This window comes from Polaromonas sp. A23, from assembly GCF_002001015.1.
Taxonomy (GTDB): domain Bacteria; phylum Pseudomonadota; class Gammaproteobacteria; order Burkholderiales; family Burkholderiaceae_C; genus Polaromonas.
The window spans coordinates 75,636-96,649 of sequence record NZ_MUNO01000037.1; the positions used below are offsets into that span (position 1 = coordinate 75,636).

Genomic DNA, 21,014 nt, shown 5'->3' on the forward strand with positions numbered 1-21,014 from the left:
CAAGAGGATCAATTGCGATGTTTTCCACCAAATTATCGGTTGTTCCGGTGACACCCCACATTACTGCAGCGCTGCTTGCCTGCACACTTGTCCTCTTCGGCTGCTCCTCGACCGCAGTAAAGGATCCGACCACAGCCTGGAGCCCCAACAAAATTTATGCGGAAGCACGGGAAGAGGCCAGCTCCGGTGCCTATGACAAGGCCATCCCACTTTTTGAAAAACTCGAAGGCCGGGCGGCAGGAACACCGCTAGCCCAACAGGCCCAGCTTGAAAAAGCATATGCCCAGTTCAAGGGTGGTGAGCAAGCCCAAGCGCTGGCCACGCTGGACCGCTTCATCAAACTGCATCCAGCCAGTCCCGCGATCGATTACGCCCTGTATCTCAAGGGCCTGGTGACCTTCAACGAAAATCTGGGGATGTTCAGTTTTATCTACAAACAGGACCTCTCCGAACGAGACCAGAAAGCGGCCAAAGAGTCCTTCGAAGCCTTCAAGGAACTTGTCAACCGGTTCCCCGAGTCCAAATATTCGGCGGATGCGCGCCTGCGCATGACCTATATTGTCAACTCCCTTGCCCAATATGAAGTTCACGTTGCGCGCTACTACTATTCGCGCGGAGCGTACGTCTCGGCCATCAACCGAGCCCAAGCCGCGATTACAGATTACCGCGATGTTCCGGTGCTCGAGGAAGCCTTGTTCATTCTGTACAAGTCCTACGACGCCCTGAACATGACCCAGTTACGCGACGACACCAAACGCGTGATGGAAAAAAGCTATCCCCAAAGCGAATACCTGACCAAGGGGTTCAAATCGGTGGATACGCCTTGGTACAAGTTCTGGTAAGCAGATCCAGCCTGTCACCGAGTTCTTCCTCTGAGGCCAGGCGCTGCATTGCAGGCAAAGCGCGCAGCAGTCGCTTGCCGTAACCCATGCCCGTAAGGCGGCCATCGCAGACAACCAGCACACCTTGGTCAGTCTCCCGCCGAATCAGTCGGCCAGCGCCCTGCTTCAGCGCCACGGCCGCCTCCGGCAAAAAATAGTCGTTAAACGCATTTTTCCCCTCTGACTCCAGGAGCCGCGACCGAGCCTCTACCATGGGATCGTTGGGCGGTGGAAAAGGCAGCTTGTCAATGATGACCAACTGCAACGCCTCACCGGGAACGTCAATACCTTCCCAGAAGGAGGCCGACGCGACCAGCACACAACCCCGTGCGCCATTCCCATCGGCCTGGCGGAATCGCTCGATCAACGCACGCTTGGGCATGGCGCCCTGAACCAGAACCTCAATGTCGGACGAGCCATCAAACCTCGCCTGCAACGCCTCGCCGATCGTGCGTAACGCGCGCAGCGTGGTGGTCAGCACCATCGTGCGCCCTCCCAGCCGCTGTGCCCAGTTTGCCGCCGAGGCTGCCACCGCAGTCGTGTGCGCGGGATCACCGGGCTTGGGGAAATTGCGTGGAACGTAAAGGGCTGCCTGGCTGGCATAGTCGAAAGGACTGCCTACTTGTAAAACCGGGGCGCCGGTTAAGCCACAAGGCTGCGTAAACCAGCTCAGTTGCTCGTCGTCACCCAGCGTGGCTGAAGTAAAAATCCATGATTTGGCGGCCGCCTTGTCGTCGGTAAATACGCGGGCCTGAATGGCCTGCGCAATGTCCAGCGGCGACTCCACCAGCCGCAACTGCGTACCGATATCGAGCCAGCGAACACTGCCCGCCGCGGCAGGAAGAAGGAACCCGCGGGCGCGCTGTTCCAATTCCGTGGCACGCTCATGCAATCGTTCGAAATCTGGCGCGATTTCATTGACCGTCGCGAGGGTGTCGCAAGTGACGGACAGGGTCTCACACACCGCCCCCAGCGCAGCACTCCAGGCAGCGGCGTCCACTGCATCGGGCGTTGCCTCATTCCAGCGCAGCTTGCTCCCGGGAAAAGCCTTACCAACACACAAACGCAAATCGCGCGCCGCGTGCTCAGTTGCACTCGCGACCGACTGCCAATCCTGCAAGCCACGTGCCAGTTGCAACCCAGCGCCGAGAAGGTCTCGCGAAAAATCGAGCAATTGTCCGGTAGACAGATTTGTCCCCAGAAACTGCACACCGGTTTCGTTGAGTTGGTGCGCCTCATCAAAAATGGCGATCCTGACCGTAGGAAGCAGCTCCGCCACGCCGGATTCGCGCACCGCCAGATCCGCAAAGAAAAGATGATGGTTGATCACGACCACATCGGCGGCCAGGGCCTCGCGACGCGCGTGATTCACATGACAGGCGCGAAAGCGTGGACACTGCGCACCCAGGCAGTTTTCCCGGGTGGAGGTGACCCAGGGGATCACCGGCGACCGCTCGTCCAGGCCCGGGAGCTCGGCCAGATCGCCGGTCTCCGTGACACGCGCCCATTCCTCGACCTTCGCTAGAGTGCGCAGAGAACTCCTTTCGGGAAAGTTCGGGTCATGGCGAGCCATTTCCATCCGGTGCAGGCAGAGGTAGCTACCGCGCCCCTTGAGCAAGGCGGTGCTTACGGGCACCCCCAGGGCTTTGACCAGAGTTGGCAGGTCCCGTCCGAACAATTGGTCCTGCAGGGCCTTGGTGGCCGTGGAAAGCAGCACCCGTTCCCCACTGAGCAAGGCCGGAACCAGATAGGAAAAGGTTTTCCCCACGCCAGTGCTGGCTTCCACCACAAGCGGGGAAGCTCCTTCGATGGCGCGTGCGACGGCAATCGCCATATCGGTCTGCCCCGTTCGAGGCACAAAATGTTCAGCGGCACGCGACAGCACGCCATTGGGGGCAAAAGCCTCCAGGACTTGGGCTTCCAGATTCATCAGGCGGGCTCGGGTGGATCGAGGGAGAGCTCAAGCTGCGATATCTGGTCACGCAGGAGCAGTCGACGTTTTTTGAGGCGCCTGAGCATCAACTCGTCGATCGGCACGGCATGCGATGCGAAGTCAACCATGGCATTGAGGTCTGCGTGTTCGATTTTGAGGTCAATCAGGCGGCGCTCCGGAGAGTGCAGGTTGGAGTCCAAGTTTTTTTATCCAGACAGGCAGCTTCATCTGATAATACGTCGATTACGGAGATAAATCGAGTCCACATGACTCGGCCATTTCAATATGTCCAAAGGCTATCGAATCACAGCGTCCACCGGCATCCACAAGGGGGACCGCGACTACCAGCAGGATCAGGTGGCCCTGCTCAGCCACTCGCGCATCGCCGGGTGCATGTTAGGCATCGTGGCCGATGGCATGGGCGGACGCAGTGGCGGACGCAAGGCCTCAGACCAGGTCATGATGACCGCCAAACAGCTGTTTGAGCGTTATGCCCCGGCCACAGACGATGCTGCGGCCATGCTCAGTCAACTTGTGGAAGAAGCCCACACCGTGATCAAGCTGACGGCTATTTCTGCCGAGCAGGAGCCTCACAGCACGCTTGCCGCATTCCTGATCAACCCTGGCGGAGATTGCCACTGGGCGCATGCCGGCGACTCGCGCATCTATCATTTCCACGGCTCAAAACTCGTCAAACGAACAATCGACCACTCTTATGTCCAGACATTGGTGGACAAAGGCGAGATTACCGAAGAAGAAGCCAATGTCCATCCACAGTCGAATATTCTGATGGGTTGCCTCGGCACCGAAGAGGCCCCGCCTGTCAGCCTGCACTTCATCCCACAGCTGCGCCCCGGTGACTCCCTGATCGCATGCAGCGACGGAGTTTGGCACTATTTCAGCCCCAGCGAGATGGGTTCCGCACTTTCAATGCTCTCCCCTCGGGAAGCCACGGAATTCCTGATTCAAAAAGCCAGGTCGCGCGCGCACGGCGGAGGAGACAATTTGTCCCTGGTTATTGTCAAACTGGAAGCGCTGGCCTAAGCCATCTGCTTATTTTGACGCGGGTAAAGGTGCCGCCGGTGCCTTTGTCTGTTCGCGCTGCTTCTTGTCGCGACTGGCTTTTCTTTCCATCGCCTCCTGCTGCTTGGCATTGAATTTTTTTACCTCTTCAGCAGTGGCCGCCTGTTTTTCCGCTCGAGCTCGCGCCATATCCTTTGATCCTTGGAGCCTGTTGGCCGCTTCATTTGCGTTGAGCGCTTCGTTTTGCTGCAAGGCACCCCGCTCTTCAGCCTTTTGACGGGTACGCTCTTCCCGCTCTTTTGTGTCCTCCAGCGCCTGCGTGCGCCGCTCAGCCGCTTGCTGCAGCGCTTCAAGAGAAGACTTTTCCTCTGTTTTGCGTATCTGATCTGCGGCCTTTTGGCGACGCTCCTGCTCATTGAGCGCAACTTCACGCAGTTTGAGTCCGGCCATCGCCTCCCGTCGCCTGGGTTTGACGGAATTCAGGCAACTGTTAACAAAGAACTTTGTGTAACAAATCGCGTCTTCCGCATCAAAAGCTTCCTCCAGTTTCAGCCGCTCAGCAGTGATTTGTTGCCTTTCCGCGTCAATCGCGGCGATGGCGGCGTCCCCCGTCTGGCCTTTGGCGAAAAAACCCAAGCCAGAAAGAAGCAGTAGAACAACAAGTTTTTTCATGTCAGGGTAGTGTCCACGTTCCTGCGCTCCAGCGCCAGAAATTCGGTTGACTGCATCTCGTTGAGCCGCGAGACAGTCCGGGGAAATTCATGGGCCAAAGGTCCTTCCGTATACAACGCCTCCGGTGGGACTTCTGCCGACATGATGAGCTTGACGCGGCGGTCATACAACACGTCAACCAGCCAGGTAAAGCGCCGCGCTTCAGACGCCATCCGCACAGGCATGTACGGAACATCGCTGAGCAGCACAGTGTGGAACTGGGTGGCAATTTCCAGATAGTCATTTTGCGAACGCGGCCCACCGCACAGCGTCTTGAAGTCGAACCAAACCACACCACCTGCCTTGCGCCGGGCATGAATCTGGCGTGCTTCAATATTCAAAATCGGCGGCTCGTCATGTGACTCTGCCAGGCGCTCAAAAGTTTCCCGCATTTCGATATCTGCTGCCGGACCCAGCGGCGTGTGGTACAGCTTCACCTGTTCCAGGGTGCGCCGGCGGTAGTCGGTACCGTTGTCCACGCTGATCACCTCCAGGTTCTGCTTGAGCAGGGCAATCGCTGGAAGAATGCGGTCCCGATGCAGGCCATTGGGGTACAACTCATCCGGATGGAAATTGGACGTGGTGACAAATCCCACCCCGTTATCGAACAGGGCCGCCAGCAACCGGTGCAAGATCATGGCATCCGTGATGTCGGCAACATGAAATTCGTCGAAGCAAATCAACCGGTAACGCTTGGCAATCTGTCTGCCCAACTCATCAAGCGGGTTGACGGTTCCCTGCAGATCGCGCAGTTCCCGGTGCACCTCGCGCATGAACTCATGAAAATGCAGCCGCGTCTTGCGTTTCAGAGGGACTGCGTTGTAGAAGCAATCCATGAGAAAACTTTTGCCGCGCCCGACCCCGCCGTGCATGTAAACGCCACGCGGAATATCGGGGCGGTTGATGAGCTTCTTCAGCGCATTGGAGCGTTGCTCCTTGAAGTCCGCCCACTCCCGCGAGCAGCGGTCCAGCGCTTCGATGGCCCGCAACTGAGCGGGATCGCTCTGGTAGCCGCGGACAGCGAGTTCGGCCTCGTACTGCTCGATAACCGAAGTCATAAGCCGGCTGGGCCGCTCCGGGCGGCAGCGATCCGCACGAAGTGGAAAGGCGTGGCAGCCGGCATTTCTTAGAAGTTCAGCGTGCGCTTGTCCACTGCCAACGCCGCCTCTTTGGTGGCCTCGCTGAGCGACGGATGGGCGTGGCAAATTCTTGCAATGTCTTCCGCACTGGCGCGAAACTCCATGGCCACCACACACTCGGCAATCAGTTCGCTGGCCATTGGGCCCACGATGTGCACACCGAGAATTTCGTCGGTAGCTGCGTCCGCCAGCATTTTCACCATGCCGGTGGTGTCGCCCAGCGCCCGCGCACGGCCGTTGGCCATGAAAGGGAAAGTACCGGCCTTGTAGGCACGGCCCGCTGCCTTGAGTTGCTCTTCCGTCTGGCCGACCCACGCGATCTCGGGGTTGGTGTAAATCACCCACGGGATGGTGTTGAAGTTGACGTGCCCATGCTGGCCCGCGATGCGCTCAGCCACCGCCACGCCCTCTTCCTCTGCCTTGTGTGCCAGCATGGGGCCACGCACCACGTCACCGACGGCCCATACATTAGGCAGGTTGGTTTTGCACTCGCCATCGACGACAACGGCGCCGCGCTCGTCGAGCTTCAGTCCCACGGCTTCAGGCGCCAGGCCGATGGTGTTGGCCACCCGGCCAATCGACACGATCAGCTTGTCGACGTCGAGCGTCTGGGCTTCACCCTTGGCATTGGTCCAGGCGACAGACACGCCTTTTTTGCCGGTTTTGATTTCCCCGACCTTCGCACCGAGCTCGATTTTCAAACCCTGCTTGACAAAGGCTTTGTGCGCTTCCTTGGCAATCTGCTGATCAACCGCGCCCAGAAACACCGGCAGGCCTTCCAGCACGGTCACTTCTGCGCCCAGACGGCGCCAGACAGAGCCCATTTCCAGGCCAATCACGCCGGAGCCAATCAGGCCCAGTTTTTTCGGCACAGCACCGATGCGCAAAGCACCGTCATTCGACAGGATATTCTCTTCGTCAAATGGTGCGCCAGGCAAGGCACGCGCGTTGGAGCCGGTGGCCACGATGATGTGCTTGCCGGAAATTGTTTCCTCGGTTGCGCCAACTACCTTGATCTCGTAGGCGCCATCTTTCGCCGCAACAAAAGAGCCGCGGCCGTGGAAAAAGGTCACCTTGTTTTTCTTGAACAGGTAAACAATGCCGTCGTTGTTCTGCTTGACCACGGTGTCTTTGCGGCCCACCATTTTGGCAATATCCAGACCCAGGCCTTTGACCTCGATGCCATGCTCGGCAAAGTGGTGGCTGGCATGGTCGTAGTGTTCCGACGACTGCAGCAATGCTTTTGAAGGAATGCAACCAACGTTGGTGCAGGTGCCTCCCAAGGCTGGACCGCCCTTGGCGTTTTTCCACTCGTCGATACAGGCGACGTTGAAACCCAGTTGGGCGGCGCGGATGGCGGCAATGTAGCCGCCGGGGCCGCCGCCGATGACGATGACGTCGAATTGTTTGGACATATTTAAATACTCTCGAATCAGAATCTAAAACAACTATAAAGGGCTGAACTCGCAACAGTTTGAAGTTCGTTCCGTCGCAACGGTATAGCCGCGAAGGGCCAAGCATTGAAATCGTCGACCAGTAGCACCAGCCGTTGATACTGAACTTCTGCGCCCGCACGAGAAGAGTCATTACTGTTCGACTCTCCAATGAGCAAGCGCAGCTTTGCCGTATCGCCGGACTTCACAAGATGCGAGTCCTCGAAGCCCCCCATGTAATGAACAAATGCGATACCTTCTATAACGGTTTTCGTTGCATTTGATGCCCGCAGCCGGTAACTCGGAACTCCCGCAGGCTGGACCTCAACGTCTTGCTTCGCCCAGGTCGAACAGCCAAACTGCGCAGAAGTCATCTGCGCAACTCGCACATTTTTCTCCCGCAACGTCAAAGCAATCGGACTTGACTTCGGCTCGCCAATTCCAGAGGGCCACAAAGGGAAAAGATAGTAGTCAACCGGGGGAGGCGGCAATCGCGCTGGAGAATTACCCCACACGCTTGCTTGCGTCGCCAGGGCCATCAAGATGCACGTTACTCGCAGTGCCCACCTGTTTTTATCCGTCACTATCATTCCACCATTCAGCATCTGAACGTTAGATATCGAACAGCAGGCGTGCCGGATCTTCCAGCGCTTCCTTCATGGCCACCAGGCCCAGCACGGCTTCGCGGCCGTCGATGATGCGGTGGTCATAGCTCATGGCCAGGTAGTTCATCGGTCGGATCACGATCTGACCGTTCTCGACAACCGCCCGGTCCTTGGTGGCGTGTACGCCCAGGATGGCTGACTGCGGCGGGTTGATGATCGGAGTCGACAACATGGAGCCGAAGGTTCCGCCGTTGGAAATGGAGAAGGTGCCACCGGTCATTTCTTCAAGACCCAGTTTGCCGTCCTGTGCTTTTTTCCCGAACTCGGCAATTTTCTTTTCGATGTCGGCAAAGCTCATCTGATCGGCATTGCGCAGGATGGGCACCACCAGGCCGCGCGGGGAACCCACCGCGATACCGATGTCGAAATAGCCGTGATAGACGACGTCATTGCCGTCGATCGATGCATTGATCACCGGAAATTTCTTCAGCGCATGCACGGCGGCTTTCACAAAGAAGCTCATGAAGCCGATCTTGACGCCGTGCTCTTTGGTGAACTGGTCCTGGAACTTCTTGCGCATTTCCATCACCGGCGCCATGTTGACCTCGTTAAAGGTCGTCAGGATGGCATTGGTGGCCTGCGATTGCAGCAGGCGCTCGGCGATGCGGGCGCGCAGACGGCTCATGGGCACACGTTGCTCGGGCCGCTCGCCCAGGTCATTGGCCTTGGCCGGCGCTGTAACTTGAGGCAAAGAAGTGGTCGGAGCCCCCGTAGGTATTGCGCTGGCAGCTACTGATTTAGGAGCAGACGCGGCGCCACCGGCAACGGCTCCCAGCACGTCGCCTTTGGTCACGCGGCCATCTTTGCCTGTACCGGCAACCGAGCCGGAAGCCAGTTGGTTGTCGGCCATCAGTTTGGCTGCGGCGGGCATGGGCACACCGGCCATGCTGCCACCGGCTGCGGCAGGCGCGGCCGCCGGTGCAACGGCCACTGCGGCGGCAGGTGCTGCTGCAGCGGGCACACCGGCTGCCGCCTTGCCTTCGGTATCGATTCGGGCAATCAGCTGCTCTGCAGCGACGGTGCCGCCGTCAGCGACCAGGATTTCGGACAAAACACCGGCCGCAGGAGCCGGCACTTCCAGCACCACCTTGTCGGTTTCGATCTCAATCAGGATTTCGTCAATGGCGATGGATTCGCCGACTTTTTTCTTCCACTGCAGCATGGTGGCTTCTGCCACGGACTCGGACAACTGCGGTACTTTGACTTCTACGATAGCCATTTAAATTCTTTCAATATGTGGGTTCTGGTGGGCGCGCCAGCCGGCGCCGCCCTCTTATTTATTTAGACAGTACAAAGCCCTTGAGCTTGCCAAAGGCGCCGTCCACCAGCGCTTTTTGCTGCTCCTGGTGCAGATGCGAGTAGCCAACAGCCGGGGAAGCCGAGGCAGCGCGACCCGAATAACCCAGCTTCTGGCCTTCAGTCATGTTCTCGTGGATGTAATGCTGCACAAAGAACCATGCACCCTGGTTTTGCGGCTCATCCTGGCACCAGACGATGTCAGTGAGATTCGGGTACTTTTTCAACTCGGCTGCGAAGGCTTTGTGCGGAAAGGGATAGAGCTGCTCCACGCGCAGGATGGCCACGTCATCAAAACCTTTTTCTTCACGCTTTTTGGCCAGGTCGTAATAGACCTTGCCCGAGCATGCGACAACACGTTTGACCTTTTCCGCCTTGAGGCCGGCGCTGTCCGGAATCACCGTCTGGAAGCCGCCCTTGGTGAACTCGGACAGTGGCGAGGTGGCGTCCTTGTTACGCAACAACGACTTGGGCGTCATGATGACCAGCGGCTTGCGCAAGTTGCGCACCATCTGGCGGCGCAGCACGTGGAAGATCTGGCTGGCCGTTGTCGGCTGAACCACCTGCATGTTGGTGTCAGCTGACAGCTGCATGAAGCGCTCAAGGCGCGCAGAGCTGTGTTCAGGCCCCTGCCCTTCGTAGCCGTGCGGCAGCATCAATGTGATGCCGTTGACCCGGCCCCACTTGACTTCGCCGGAGGCAATGAACTGGTCAATCACGACCTGGGCGCCATTGGCAAAGTCGCCGAACTGGGCTTCCCAGATCACCAGCGTGTTGGGGTCGTTGGAGGCATAGCCATATTCGAAGGCCAGCACCGCTTCCTCGGACAGGATGGAGTCAATGACCACAAACGGGGCCTGGTTCTCAGCCACGTTTTGCAGTGGCACATAGGTTCCGGTATCCCACTTCTCACGGCTCTGGTCGTGAATCACGGCGTGACGGTGGGTAAAGGTTCCGCGTCCGCAGTCCTCACCCGACAGGCGCACCGGATAGCCGCTGGCAACCAGCGAGGCCAGCGCCATGTGTTCACCCATGCCCCAATCGACAGGAACATCACCGCGCCCCATGGCGGCGCGGTCGTCGTACACCTTCTTGACCAGCTGGTGCGCCGTCACTGTGGCAGGGATGGTGCTGATCTTTTCAGACAGGCGCTTCCACTCGGCCATGGGAATCGCGGTATCACCTGCATCCGTCCACTTTTTACCGAGGAAAGGGCTCCAGTCGACCGCGTACTTGCTCTTGAAATTGGTGATCACCGGGTCGAAGGTGCTGCGGCCCGCGTCGAGCGCAGCACGCACGGCCTTGACCATATCGTCGCCCAGCGTTTCACCCATGCCCTGGGCTGCCAGCTTGTCCGCATACAGCTTGCGCGTGCCGGGATGCTGGGCAATTTTCTTGTACATCAGCGGCTGGGTCAGCGCTGGTGTGTCTTGTTCGTTGTGACCAAGCTTGCGGAAACAGATGATGTCGACCACGACATCCTTCTGGAACTCCATGCGGAACTCAAGTGCGAGCTGGGTCGCCAGCACCACGGCTTCCGGGTCATCGCCGTTGACGTGCAGAACGGGTGCCTCGATCATTTTGACCACGTCGGTGCAATACAGCGTGGAGCGGCTGTCGCGCGGGTCGCTGGTGGTGAAGCCGATCTGGTTGTTGATCACCAGATGCACCGTGCCGCCGGTGGAATAACCACGGGTTTCAGCCAGCGCCAGTGTTTCCATGACCACGCCCTGCCCGGCAAACGCCGCATCACCGTGGACGAGCACGGGCAATACCTGCTTGCCTTTGGGGTCGTCGCGGCGGTCCATGCGTGCCCGCACAGAACCTTCGACCACAGGGTTGACAATTTCCAGGTGCGAAGGATTGAACGCCAGACTCAGGTGAACCGGGCCGCCGGGGGTAGTCACGTCGGAGCTGAAGCCCTGGTGGTACTTGACGTCGCCGCTGGGCAGCTCTTCCGGGGCCGTGTGGTCAAACTCGGCAAACAGGTTCGCTGGAACCTTGCCCAGCGAGTTGACCAGCACATTGAGCCGGCCACGGTGGGCCATGCCAATAACGATTTCCTGCACACCGATGCTGCCGCCGCGCTGAATCAACTCGTCCATGCTGGCGATGAAGCTTTCACCGCCTTCGAGCGAGAAGCGCTTCTGGCCAACGTATTTGGTGTGGAGAAAGCGCTCCAGGCCTTCTGCCGCAGACAGGCGGTCCAGGATATGAAGCTTCTTTTCCTTGGTGAAATTGGGCTTGCTGCGGATGCCTTCCAGTTTTTGCTGCCACCAGCGTTTCTGGTTCTGGTCGGTCATGTACATGTACTCGGCGCCAATCGTGCCGCAGTAGGTCTCGCGCAGCGCATTGAGCAGCTCGCGCAGGCTCATGGTGTCTTTGCCGAAGAAGGTATTGCTGGTGTTGAACACCGTTTCCTGGTCGGCGTCGCCGAAACCGTAAAAAGACGGGTCCAGCTCGGGAATATGGTCACGCTCTGTGCGTTTGAGCGGATCGAGGTCGGCCCAGCGGGCGCCGACGTTGCGGTAAGCGGCAATCAGCTGCTGGACGGCGGTGCGCTTGCGCCCCATCTCGGAATCGGCGCCGCTGGCCTGCACCACACGGGTTTGGCCCTGTTTTGCGCGTTCGGCAAAGGCATTGACCACCGGGAGGTGCGGCACGTCCCTGGCGTTGCTGCCATCGACGGCGGGCACGTGTTGCAGGGCGTCAAAATATTCGCGCCAGTTGTCTGGCACGCTGCCTGGATTGGCAAGGTAGTTTTCGTACATCTCTTCGACATAGGGCGCATTGCCGCCGAAGAGATAAGTATTGCCTTGATAGGCCGAATAGACGGACGACGCCGTCGGGACTGAACTCATTACGCTGACCTCCGTTTCCCTTAAGGAAACATTAGCTGGCCACAACGGGATGTGGCTGGTTGATTAACCTTCCGCAACACGGCTTGACCGATTAGCGGATGCGACTGTGGCAAGGAAGGGCCTTCAGAAACAGGGTCGATTGTGCCATCGAATGTACAAATGACCAAACCCCGGGCAGCCATGAAGGCCTCCGGGGTTTGTCATGAAGCTGTCAAATGGGCCGCTGAACTGGCACGCCTCAAGCCAGGCCGGGGTTGCCCGCCATGCCCACAAGCACGGGCGCATTGAGCCTTGGCGGCTTGACCACCGGGTGTGCTTTCAAATAGGTTTCGACCACGTCCCACACGGGCGGGCCGGCATTTTTGCTGGCCTCCTGCACCGGGGCCCAGCCTGCCACTTTGTAGGTCTTGTCAGCTTCGATTAATTTGTGGCCCAGGCGCATATCCTGGATACGCGAGCCCATCTTCGCCCCGGGTTCACAGCGATAGCTCAGGCCGCCAACACGCACCATGTCGCCGCCCTGCTGGTAATACGGGTCAGGGTTGAAAAGGTTGTCGCCTACATCTTCAAGAATGGTCTTGATCATGTCCCCACGCATGGTGGTTAAGGTGGTCCATGGGTAAGTGATGGCGGTCTGGTCCATCAGATGCTCGCGCGTGATGGCCTGCCCCGGCAGCAGTGAGGTGCCCCAACGGAACCCGGGTGAAAACGCAATTTCCGCGCCGCGCACGTTCATCAGCGCATCGAGTATCAGCTGATCAAACGTGCCGTTGAAATTGCCGCGCCGGTACAGGGTCCCTTCAGTGACTGCCAGTTTTTCGGACAATTTGGCTTCATAAGGCGCACGAACTTTGGAAACAAGTGCACTCATGGCTGGGTCTGCGGGCAACAGATTGGAAAACACCGGCAGCAAGCGGTAACTGAAACCCACTACCTTCTTGTCCTTGACGTCCAGATCAAGCACACCCAGGAACTTGCCATTGCTGCCCGCATTGGTCACGATGGTCTGGCCGCCGGGGTTTTTGACCACGATAGGGACAGGCACGCCATCATGCGTGTGGCCGCCCAAAATGGCGTCGATGCCACTCACGCGTGAAGCCATTTTGAGGTCCACGTCCATGCCGTTGTGGCTCAGCAATACCACCGCCTGAGCGCCTTTTGCGCGCGCCTCGTTAACCGTCTCCTGCATTTCGCTTTCGCGGATGCCGAAAGTCCAGTTTGGGGTCTGCCATGCGGGATTGGCAATCGGCGTATAGGGAAAGGCCTGGCCGATGATGGCCACCGCCACACCGTTCATCTCCTTGACGACATAAGGCTTGAATACCGCATCGCCAAAGTCGCTGGTTTTGACGTTCTGCGCGACAAAATCGACCTTGCCGGCAAAGTCTTTCTCGACAATGGTTTTGATGCGTTCTTCGCCATAGGTGAAGTCCCAGTGGCCGGTCATCACGTCAACGCCCAGCAGCTTGGCGGCATCCACCATGTCCTGGCCCTGAGTCCACAGCGCGGTCGCACTGCCCTGCCAGGTGTCGCCACCGTCAAGCAACAACGCGCCGGGACGACTGCCCTTCAGCTGTTTAACCAGGGTGGCGAGGTGCGAAAAACCGCCCACCTTGCCGTACTGGCGCGCGGCCCGCTCGAAATTCAGAAAAGTGAAGGCATGGGCTTCGGGTGTGCCGCCTTTCAGATGGGCTGCCTTGAGAAGGTTTTGCCCCACGAGATGCGGCAGGCGGCCCTTCATGGCACCCACGCCAATGTTGACCGAGGGTTCCCGAAAGTAAGTCGGCATCAGCTGAGCGTGGCAATCCGTCATATGCAGCAAGTGCACATTGCCGGTGCGCGGCACGTTGTAAAGATTGGCCGCCTGCGCAGCGCCGGCTTCCCGCTGCAACGGGAAACCGGCGGCCAATGCAGCCGCCATGACACTTGCAAACTCGCGGCGGGACAGATTCATGACGAGAGGTACCCTGCCTGTTCAACCAGGCGCTATTGATTTACTATGAATTTGATAGCTGCCTCCGCCCGAAAAATAAGGGCTAGAGGCACAAAAGACTATCAATCACTTGTTCACAGGCGACGCCGGATCAAGCAGCAGCGCCATCACATGGCGCAACTGGGTTTCGTTCAGGATACCGGCATGGCCAAAGCGCGGCATGCCCGAACAGGCGTTGTAGGCCTTGGAATTCCAGAGCTTGCCCCAGGTGTAGTCCACGACGGGTTTGCTGGCTGCGGCCGCCGGATCGGCGACGCCGCGCAGCTTGCCGTAGTTATAGAGGCTGGGACCGATGGAGCCGAAAGACAACTCCGCCTTGCTGATCTGATGGCAGTTGTAGCAGCTGCCACCATTGGCAGATCCTGCGGCGTCACTCCATGTCATGCCGCGGCCGTTTTGGGCAATTTTTTCGCCCTCTTTCCAGTCGCCCAGAAACTTGCCGTCCGACGGCATCTTGACGGTCTTCATATTGGCCTCTTCGATGGATTTGGCCAGTTTTTCGTCAAGCGCCGCCCCCTGGGCTTCGGAACAGGCCTTGTTGGAGGCGTCCTGGTCCAGCCAGGTGGTTTTGGCGATACCTTGGTCGCGAAACGACGATTTCAGTACTTTCTCGGTGGCTGCGGCCACATCCTGCGGCGAAGGCCCGGTCGCGCAACTCGCGAGAAACATGCTCACGGCCAATAGTGCGGCCTGTTTGTAGGTTTTCTTCATGTCAATGGCTTCCTGTTGTGCTGTTCAACGCTTGAGGGCGGGCGCCGTGGAAACACCCCCCTTGCCGTTCACGCCCATGTACACGCCCAGTGCAATGGTGGCGTCGGATGCATAGCCGGGAAATGGAAACCGCTGCTGGCGGTAACAATCGTTCAGGCGCCGCTGCATGCCCCACAAGTCGCCGCTGGACACCCGGTAGGCCGGCCATGCGCCAAAACCGTCGCCGGCACCCGGATTTTTGGTCAAGTTGGGCAAATCCTGCAGGCGCACCCGCTTGTTGTCTTCACCATGGCAGGACGCGCAAGAGAAGTCGTAAGGGCCGCCACGCTGATAAAACACCTGTTTACCCACGGCGTACATGAGTTTTTCCTGCGGATGGGCCTGCGGCAGGTTGAACTTCATCCCGCGCGACTCGCCGGAAATGAAGGCCACCAACGACTCCATGGTTTTTTGCTCTTCACGGCCAAACGGTGTTTTGGCAATCGCCTCTGCGCTGAAGCCCTGCAGGCTTTCCATGCAGGTCAGAAGCCGGGACTCAAGATCCTGCACCCTGCCCGTATCGGCGAAGTAACGCGGCAGCTCGACAAAAGCGCCCTTGACAACACCGGGGCCCTTGCCCAGGTCGCATTGCATGAGACTTGTATTTTTGGGGCCGCGTGCCTGCTTCCAGAGGGCTTCGCCCCTCGCCTCGTACAGCTCGGCAGGGTTGCCGTCGGCCAGCATCGCGCGGTATTCGGCAATGCCCTCGGCCGTGCTCTTCTGTGCCGCTGCCGATAAGGGCAGCAGACACACCGCCGCCCATCCCAAAAGATTCCATCTCATCGCGTGCTCCTCGTTCTTTTAAGTTGTCTGGGTTTCAGGAAACCACTGCTTCGTCGGTTCGCTTGTCGCCTTTATTGTCAACCCAGCTCACTACCACCTTGTCGCCGGCCTTGCCGCCCTTGAAGCTGAACTGCATGAAGGGGTTTTTTGACACCGCCGGGCCCCACTGGGCACTCATCACGGTCTTGCCATTGTGCGTGGCGCTGATGTTCTGGATAAACCAGGCGGGTACGATCTTGCCGGCAGCATCCTTGCGTTGGCCACTTTCCATTTCATGGCTGACCAGCACGCGCACGGTGGTTTTATCGCCTTGGGCCTGGGCCCGGATTCTCATCGGTTCTGACATATTTGTTTCCTTCAGTTGTACAGATAACACTTGTCGGCGCAGCAAGCGGCTGTCTGCCGGGGCGGGGGTGGCTGGAAACCGGAACGTACTTCAGGTACGTGAAGATTGCCAGACAGGGCCCGCAACAACGGATCACAGCCGCGCAGTAGCCAACCTAGCCGCCGCAGCCGCCCAGGGTGACCTTCACTTCCTTGACCGCATAGAAAAATTTGTCGCCCACCTTGGCCAGGGCATACACGTTGGACGACTGGCCCATCTTCACGTTGGTGGACACATTGGCGTCTGTACCTGCGGGTATGTCGAAAAGCGCGGCCAGCGCATTGGGGTTCTTCTCGACAACCAGCGCCAGTTGCGTGGTGCCGGCAATGTTGCTTTGCGCACCGACACGTACCACGCTGCCGTTTTCGGCAATTTCCGGCGCCTGCAGGATCAGATCTTTGCTTTCCACCGGCGCGCCGGTGGCGCCCAGCGCCTTGGCGGCTTCCGCCATCGACTTGCTTTCGAACGCGGCCTTGTTCCACGCAGTTGCCGTTTGCGCATGGGCCGGTGCCAGCCCCGCCGAAGCGGCCAGCGCCAGCGCGGTAGCGCCAGAACCGCTGGCTAGAAAGTGACGACGTTCCATGAATTGAACTCCTTTGGATATAACTAACTTGAAACTTGAACAATTGGACACAAAAACCAGAATCAACGACAGGGGACTTCTCCCAAGAACCGGTGGTTCAACCCACAAACGCGCTCGCACGGCTAAGGTGAAAACTCCCGCGCCAGCCATTGGGCGAGCTGAGTTGCCTCGGCCTCATTGAGGGTCTGCGGCGGCATCGGCATGCTGCCCCAAACGCCCTGTCCTCCACCCTTGATTTTGCCCGCAAGGTAATTCACCGCGTCGACGCGCCCCTTATATTTGCCGGCGACATCCTTGAATGACGGACCCACCAGTTTGCCGTCCATGGCGTGACAGCCTATGCAGGCGTTTTTCTGAAGCAGCGGCATGACAGCCGCACCGGGTGCGCTGCCGGACACCGCGTTTGCTATCTTTTCAGTAGCTACTGGCGCACGTGCAATAAGGGGTGAGGCCTTGTTTGACATGAAGATTTCAGGTTCTGGCCGGTTGGTATCGGCCCCCCGGGTCCCGCCCACCAGGCGCGTCTGTTCAGCCAGCTGGCCATGGGCATTACGCGCATAGTCGGGCAGGAAACTCTTGACGATCACTTCCTTTTTGCAGTCGCGCATACAGACTGATCCCTGCACATCAGGCTTGCTGGTACCGCCAAATTCAGCGCCAGGCCACATCGCGTGAGCCGTCGTTGTCCCTTTCCGGTTGGGCAGCCGTTCCTGGACGTCCCGGATATTGGCGTCAGACAGTGTGAAATCCCCGGGGACAATGCCGCCCAGATTCAGGATGTAAGCCGTCGCCGCATAAACCTCATCGGTACTGAGCGACTTGGGAGCGTTCCATGGCATGGCGCGGTTGATGTAGTCCCACAGGGTCGACAGCGTTGCCATCTTCATCAAGGCCGTGCGCTGTGGCTGGTTGGCGCCCGGCATCAGGTTCGCCACCCGCCCGGTCTTGATGTCCTCGGCCGTGGTGCCTCCGGCAAGCGGTGCGAAAACATCTGACGACTCACCGAAGGTGCCATGGCAGGATGCACATTTGCTCTCCCACACCACTTCGCCTTGGCGCACCGAGCCCCGCCCTTTGGGCAGGCCCTTGAAGTCAGGGCGAACGTCAATGTCCCAGGCCTTGACTTCCGCCGACGTTGCCGGGCGGCCTATGCCCGAGTACCTGGTAACAGCCTGCCCGTCTGCATGGGCTGCACTGGCGCTCAAGGCAATAGCCAGAATCAGGACTGACTGCACGCAGCTAGACCTGAACATTCTTCACCTCGCCGTTCTCCCCCAACGCCCAGGTCTGGATCGCGTTGCTGTGATAAATGCTGCGCGACGCCCGCACCTTGCGCAATTCGCCATACGTCGGCTGGATGTGCCCGCTTTCGTCAACCGCGCGGCTCTGAAAAAGCGCTGGCTGGCCGTCCCACACAAAATCTGCGTTGAAGCGCGTCAGGCATTTGGACAGCACCGGGCCTTCCAGGCGCGCCGGCTTCCAGTTTTTGCCCCCGTCTACAGAAACATCAACCCGTTTGATCTTGCCGCGCCCGCTCCACGCCAAGCCGGTGACCGTGTGAAAGCCTTTGTCAAGAAGAACCTGGCCGCCGCTTGGCGAGGTAATCACGCTCTTGACCTCCTGAATACTGGTGTACTGGCGGTGCAGCCCATTGGGCATCAGGTCCATGTAGTGAATGGACTCGTCCTTCGTGGCGTAGGGCATGTCTCCCACTTCGATGCGGCGCAGGTACTTGACCCAGCTGACGCCCTGCACGCCGGGAACGACCAGACGCAGGGGATAGCCGTTTTCGGGACGCAGCATCTCGCCGTTCTGGCCATAGGCCACCAGCACCTGGCCGTCCATCACCATGCTCATGGGAATGGTTCGCGTCATTCCGGAACCGTCGGCGCCCTCTGCCAGTACAAATTTGGCGCGCCTGAAGTCGGCGCCGCACAACTCGAGCAGGGTGCGCAGCGGCACGCCGGTAAATTCGCTGCAGCTGAGCATGCCGTGGGTGTACTGGACGGTCGGCACCGCCACATTACCCCATTCCATGCCGGTGTTGGCACCACACTCGATGAAATGCATCCGGCTGACGCTGGGCAGACGCATCAACTCATCCATGCTGAAAACCATGGCGCGCTTGAGCAGCGTGTTGTCCGATCCGTTGACCATCAACCGGTGTTTTGAAGGATCAATGTCCCACCAGCCCTGGTGGTGGCGCTCAAAATGCAGGCCGCTCGGCGTGATGATGCCGAACAGGCCTTGCAGCGGGCAAAAGCTCACGCTGGACTGCGGCACCCGTGTCAGGCCTGGGCTTTCACGGCGTTGAAGATTTTTCTCCCATTCGCTGGGCGAACCATAGCCGCGAGCTGCCACCGGCTGGCCCAGACCCTTGCTATGCGCGGGCAAGTTCAAAATCGCAGGGTCGTCGGTTGCAGAGGCCCTGCCCGCCACCATGGCACTGGCGGCTGCGGCCATGGCGCTCGATAAAAAGCCGCGCCGCCCGGCCCGGACCTCCTGGATCTGGTCCCGGTTCAGGAAATTTTCGGGGGCACGTTGAAGGAAGCGGCTCAGCATGGTGTCAGCACCGGAAATTCAGATGTCATAGCTATGCGCTTTCGCTGCGTGAATCGGCGAAAGGCTTTGCTCCGCCGGCAGTGCGCCGGGCTCGTCAAGTTCGATGGCAATCTGCGTACAAACGCTGCGGCACAGGGCAACCGCCTTTTCGCTCTGCACCCGGTAAATGACCTGTGTGCCCTCCTTGCGTTTGGCCAGCACGCCGGTGCGAAACAGCACGGCAAGATGCTGCGACAAATTCGGCTGGGTGGTGTCAATCTCGGCCAGAAGCTCGTTAACGGACTTCTCTCGTTCGCAAAGGGCGCTGAGCACCCGTAGACGCATGGGAGTCGCCAGTACGGAGAACAGCTCTGCGGCGAGTTCGAACACCCGCCCCTGTTCGGACTTGGCACCGGCTTGAATCATGTTGTTCATGGGAGATTATTCAAATATAAGTATTTGCTGATATTTGAATCCGGGCCACGCTCTGGCCGTACCGGGACATACCCTTAGCAGGCGCGAGAAGGGCTCGACGCCTGCACCATTCCAGCCCATTCAGTGACGAAAGCCTGCAGCTGTGGTTTTAAGAAGAAGCAAGCGCCAAAAGTCACCGGAAAAAAACTCACTTTCGGCCTACACCATGCTATAAAACCTCTAGCACCTTAAGGTTGTTACCAATTCCTACGACTAATGTTCCCAAAACAATTTCACTTTTCCATCGTCGGCTCCGGCCTCTTGGCTGCTTTTTTGTTGGCAGCGCCGGCACACTCCGAGGTTGACGCGCTGGTTCGCGAATCGCTGGCGCTTATCGAACAGGGCAAGCCACAGCAAGCCTTTGACCGGTTGGCGCCCGTTGAAGCAGAACGCGCCGGTGACCCGGACTTTGACACCGTGCTCGGAATCGCAGCCAATGACAGCGGACAGTTCACACGCGCCGTTTTTGCCCTCGAACGCGCCCTGACTGTCCAGCCCGCCAATGCCCGCGCCCGCGCCGAGCTGGGCCGCGCTCTTTTTGCACTCAAGGACAACCAGGCAGCTCGCCAGGTTCTGCAGGAAACCAAGCGGGAAAATATTCCTGCCGACGTGGCCCGGCGAATCGATGATTTTCTGCTGGCCATCGACCGCAACGAAGAAGCTACCAGGTCTTCCGTCAAGGCTTACATAGAAACTTCTATTGGCTCCGACAGCAATATCAACAGCGGACCCAGCAACGCCAATGTCGCTGTTCCGGCTTTTGGGGGACTGGTGTTCACACTCAACCCCACAAGCACGAAGCTAAAGGACGACTTCCATACGGTGGGCGCGGGGGTTTCCGGTCGCTACGTGATCGACCCGCGGCTGTCACTGATCGGCAGTGTGAGCGGGAATGCCCGTTTCAATCATGACTACAACGACTTCGACACCAACCAGGTCGATATTTCCGGCGGAGCGGTCTACCGCTTCGACAAACACGAATTCACGGCAGCGGTTCAAGTGGGTACCTATAGCGCCGACAACCACAGGGCGCGTGATCAGCGAGGTGTTGTCGGTGAATGGACCTATCGGCCGGATGACACCAGCCAGTGGAGTACCTACCTGCAGCTGGGCACCTTGCGTTATCCGGACCAGCATATTCGCGATGCCGAGCGCTACGTGCTGGGAACCTCCTATGCCATGGCCCTGCGCAGCGGCATGCTGGTATTTGGCGGCGCTTACTTTGGCGTTGAAGATGAGCGCGCGGCGGGTGTTCCCCACCTCGGCCATCGGCTGATCGGTCTGCGCGCTGGCCTGCAGCAACCCCTCAACGCAGACGTGGATCTGTTTGCCAACCTCGGTTACGAACACCGCCGCTACGGCGGACCTGACCCTCTGTTTCTGGTTACTCGCCGGGACAGACAGACCACCTTGAATCTGGGCATCAACTGGGTACCGGCAGTGAGCTGGCGCATCACGCCCCAGCTGTCACTGTTGAAAAACAACTCCAACGTTGCCATTTCGGACTTCACCAAACGCGTGCTCTCCGTCACGGTTCGCAAGGATTTTTAAGAATCACCCCTT

At 58.9% G+C, this 21,014-nt stretch carries 18 protein-coding genes; 3 read left to right on the top strand and 15 right to left on the bottom strand.

What is annotated here, in order from left to right; genetic code table 11:
• Nucleotides 1-17: 17 nt before the first annotated feature.
• Nucleotides 18-842 carry an outer membrane protein assembly factor BamD gene (locus B0B52_RS17320; RefSeq protein WP_077594919.1) on the top strand — a complete coding sequence of 275 codons (825 nt, stop codon included), beginning with the start codon at nucleotides 18-20 and terminating at the stop codon, nucleotides 840-842.
• Here B0B52_RS17320 and B0B52_RS17325 read toward each other — a convergent pair.
• Both B0B52_RS17325 and B0B52_RS17330 read right to left on the bottom strand, forming a co-directional pair.
• Nucleotides 805-2,811, bottom strand: coding sequence for an ATP-dependent DNA helicase (locus B0B52_RS17325; protein ID WP_077594920.1), 2,007 nt, complete (start codon nucleotides 2,809-2,811; stop codon nucleotides 805-807). The genes B0B52_RS17320 and B0B52_RS17325 overlap by 38 nt on opposite strands.
• Nucleotides 2,811-3,014, bottom strand: coding sequence for a DUF465 domain-containing protein (locus B0B52_RS17330; protein ID WP_077594921.1), 204 nt, complete (start codon nucleotides 3,012-3,014; stop codon nucleotides 2,811-2,813). Before B0B52_RS17330 ends, B0B52_RS17325 begins: the two co-directional genes overlap by 1 nt.
• A gap of 85 nt (nucleotides 3,015-3,099) precedes the next feature.
• Between B0B52_RS17330 and B0B52_RS17335 the strand changes: the two genes are divergently transcribed.
• Nucleotides 3,100-3,858, top strand: coding sequence for a PP2C family serine/threonine-protein phosphatase (locus B0B52_RS17335; protein WP_077594922.1), 759 nt, complete (start codon nucleotides 3,100-3,102; stop codon nucleotides 3,856-3,858).
• A 9-nt stretch (nucleotides 3,859-3,867) separates the two neighbouring features.
• Here B0B52_RS17335 and B0B52_RS17340 read toward each other — a convergent pair whose 3' ends face one another.
• The 13 genes from B0B52_RS17340 to B0B52_RS17400 all read right to left on the bottom strand — a co-directional run bounded on the left by B0B52_RS17340 (nucleotide 3,868) and on the right by B0B52_RS17400 (nucleotide 19,412).
• On the bottom strand, nucleotides 3,868-4,509 hold the full coding sequence (locus B0B52_RS17340) for a hypothetical protein (protein ID WP_077594923.1): 642 nt from the start codon (nucleotides 4,507-4,509) through the stop codon (nucleotides 3,868-3,870).
• Nucleotides 4,506-5,606, bottom strand: coding sequence for a cell division protein ZapE (gene zapE / locus B0B52_RS17345; RefSeq protein ID WP_077594924.1), 1,101 nt, complete (start codon nucleotides 5,604-5,606; stop codon nucleotides 4,506-4,508). The genes B0B52_RS17340 and zapE overlap by 4 nt, the downstream gene beginning before the upstream one ends.
• 68 nt (nucleotides 5,607-5,674) lie before the next feature.
• Nucleotides 5,675-7,102, bottom strand: coding sequence for a dihydrolipoyl dehydrogenase (gene lpdA / locus B0B52_RS17350; protein WP_077594925.1), 1,428 nt, complete (start codon nucleotides 7,100-7,102; stop codon nucleotides 5,675-5,677).
• A gap of 630 nt (nucleotides 7,103-7,732) precedes the next feature.
• Nucleotides 7,733-9,004: a 2-oxoglutarate dehydrogenase complex dihydrolipoyllysine-residue succinyltransferase gene (gene odhB, locus B0B52_RS17355; RefSeq protein WP_077594926.1), complete on the bottom strand. Its 1,272-nt coding sequence runs from the start codon at nucleotides 9,002-9,004 to the stop codon at nucleotides 7,733-7,735.
• 58 nt (nucleotides 9,005-9,062) lie between these two features.
• Nucleotides 9,063-11,942, bottom strand: a complete 2,880-nt coding sequence (locus tag B0B52_RS17360) for a 2-oxoglutarate dehydrogenase E1 component (RefSeq protein ID WP_077594927.1) — start codon at nucleotides 11,940-11,942, stop codon at nucleotides 9,063-9,065.
• 238 nt (nucleotides 11,943-12,180) lie between these two features.
• Entirely contained in the window at nucleotides 12,181-13,896 is a 1,716-nt protein-coding gene (gene soxB, locus B0B52_RS17365) for a thiosulfohydrolase SoxB (RefSeq protein WP_077594928.1), read from the bottom strand.
• Nucleotides 13,897-14,001: 105 nt separating this feature from the next.
• A complete protein-coding gene (soxX, locus tag B0B52_RS17370) occupies nucleotides 14,002-14,646 on the bottom strand; it encodes a sulfur oxidation c-type cytochrome SoxX (protein WP_077594929.1) in 645 nt (214 codons plus the stop codon).
• Nucleotides 14,647-14,670: 24 nt separating this feature from the next.
• Nucleotides 14,671-15,468, bottom strand: a complete 798-nt coding sequence (soxA, locus tag B0B52_RS17375) for a sulfur oxidation c-type cytochrome SoxA (RefSeq protein WP_077594930.1) — start codon at nucleotides 15,466-15,468, stop codon at nucleotides 14,671-14,673.
• Nucleotides 15,469-15,502: 34 nt separating this feature from the next.
• Complete coding sequence (gene soxZ, locus B0B52_RS17380; protein ID WP_077594931.1) at nucleotides 15,503-15,814, bottom strand: thiosulfate oxidation carrier complex protein SoxZ; 312 nt, start codon at nucleotides 15,812-15,814, stop codon at nucleotides 15,503-15,505.
• A gap of 154 nt (nucleotides 15,815-15,968) precedes the next feature.
• The gene (soxY, locus tag B0B52_RS17385; RefSeq protein WP_077594932.1) at nucleotides 15,969-16,436 is read right to left on the bottom strand and encodes a thiosulfate oxidation carrier protein SoxY; all 468 of its coding nucleotides are present in this window, start codon (nucleotides 16,434-16,436) and stop codon (nucleotides 15,969-15,971) included.
• 122 nt (nucleotides 16,437-16,558) lie between these two features.
• The gene (locus B0B52_RS17390; protein ID WP_077594933.1) at nucleotides 16,559-17,689 is read right to left on the bottom strand and encodes a c-type cytochrome; all 1,131 of its coding nucleotides are present in this window, start codon (nucleotides 17,687-17,689) and stop codon (nucleotides 16,559-16,561) included.
• Nucleotides 17,676-18,998, bottom strand: a complete 1,323-nt coding sequence (gene soxC, locus B0B52_RS17395) for a sulfite dehydrogenase (protein WP_077594934.1) — start codon at nucleotides 18,996-18,998, stop codon at nucleotides 17,676-17,678. Before soxC ends, B0B52_RS17390 begins: the two co-directional genes overlap by 14 nt.
• 18 nt (nucleotides 18,999-19,016) lie before the next feature.
• On the bottom strand, nucleotides 19,017-19,412 hold the full coding sequence (locus B0B52_RS17400; RefSeq protein ID WP_077594935.1) for a helix-turn-helix transcriptional regulator: 396 nt from the start codon (nucleotides 19,410-19,412) through the stop codon (nucleotides 19,017-19,019).
• 255 nt (nucleotides 19,413-19,667) lie between these two features.
• Here B0B52_RS17400 and B0B52_RS17405 point away from each other — a divergent pair, with 255 nt between their 5' ends.
• Nucleotides 19,668-21,002, top strand: a complete 1,335-nt coding sequence (locus B0B52_RS17405) for a porin family protein (protein ID WP_077594936.1) — start codon at nucleotides 19,668-19,670, stop codon at nucleotides 21,000-21,002.
• The last annotated feature ends 12 nt before the right edge of the window (nucleotides 21,003-21,014 follow it).

Excerpts from the sequence above, each read along its gene's own strand:
- B0B52_RS17335 (WP_077594922.1), top strand. The coding sequence starts at position 3,100 with ATGTCCAAAGGCTATCGAATCACAGCGTCCACCGGCATCCACAAGGGG.
- soxX (WP_077594929.1), bottom strand. The coding sequence starts at position 14,646 with ATGAAGAAAACCTACAAACAGGCCGCACTATTGGCCGTGAGCATGTTT.
- B0B52_RS17340 (WP_077594923.1), bottom strand. The coding sequence starts at position 4,509 with ATGAAAAAACTTGTTGTTCTACTGCTTCTTTCTGGCTTGGGTTTTTTC.
- soxC (WP_077594934.1), bottom strand. The coding sequence starts at position 18,998 with ATGCTGAGCCGCTTCCTTCAACGTGCCCCCGAAAATTTCCTGAACCGG.
- odhB (WP_077594926.1), bottom strand. The coding sequence starts at position 9,004 with ATGGCTATCGTAGAAGTCAAAGTACCGCAGTTGTCCGAGTCCGTGGCA.
- B0B52_RS17325 (WP_077594920.1), bottom strand. The coding sequence starts at position 2,811 with ATGAATCTGGAAGCCCAAGTCCTGGAGGCTTTTGCCCCCAATGGCGTG.
- zapE (WP_077594924.1), bottom strand. The coding sequence starts at position 5,606 with ATGACTTCGGTTATCGAGCAGTACGAGGCCGAACTCGCTGTCCGCGGC.
- soxZ (WP_077594931.1), bottom strand. The coding sequence starts at position 15,814 with ATGTCAGAACCGATGAGAATCCGGGCCCAGGCCCAAGGCGATAAAACC.
- B0B52_RS17400 (WP_077594935.1), bottom strand. The coding sequence starts at position 19,412 with ATGAACAACATGATTCAAGCCGGTGCCAAGTCCGAACAGGGGCGGGTG.
- B0B52_RS17390 (WP_077594933.1), bottom strand. The coding sequence starts at position 17,689 with ATGTTCAGGTCTAGCTGCGTGCAGTCAGTCCTGATTCTGGCTATTGCC.
- B0B52_RS17360 (WP_077594927.1), bottom strand. The coding sequence starts at position 11,942 with ATGAGTTCAGTCCCGACGGCGTCGTCCGTCTATTCGGCCTATCAAGGC.
- B0B52_RS17320 (WP_077594919.1), top strand. The coding sequence starts at position 18 with ATGTTTTCCACCAAATTATCGGTTGTTCCGGTGACACCCCACATTACT.
- soxA (WP_077594930.1), bottom strand. The coding sequence starts at position 15,468 with ATGAGATGGAATCTTTTGGGATGGGCGGCGGTGTGTCTGCTGCCCTTA.
- soxB (WP_077594928.1), bottom strand. The coding sequence starts at position 13,896 with ATGAATCTGTCCCGCCGCGAGTTTGCAAGTGTCATGGCGGCTGCATTG.
- B0B52_RS17405 (WP_077594936.1), top strand. The coding sequence starts at position 19,668 with ATGTTCCCAAAACAATTTCACTTTTCCATCGTCGGCTCCGGCCTCTTG.
- soxY (WP_077594932.1), bottom strand. The coding sequence starts at position 16,436 with ATGGAACGTCGTCACTTTCTAGCCAGCGGTTCTGGCGCTACCGCGCTG.
- lpdA (WP_077594925.1), bottom strand. The coding sequence starts at position 7,102 with ATGTCCAAACAATTCGACGTCATCGTCATCGGCGGCGGCCCCGGCGGC.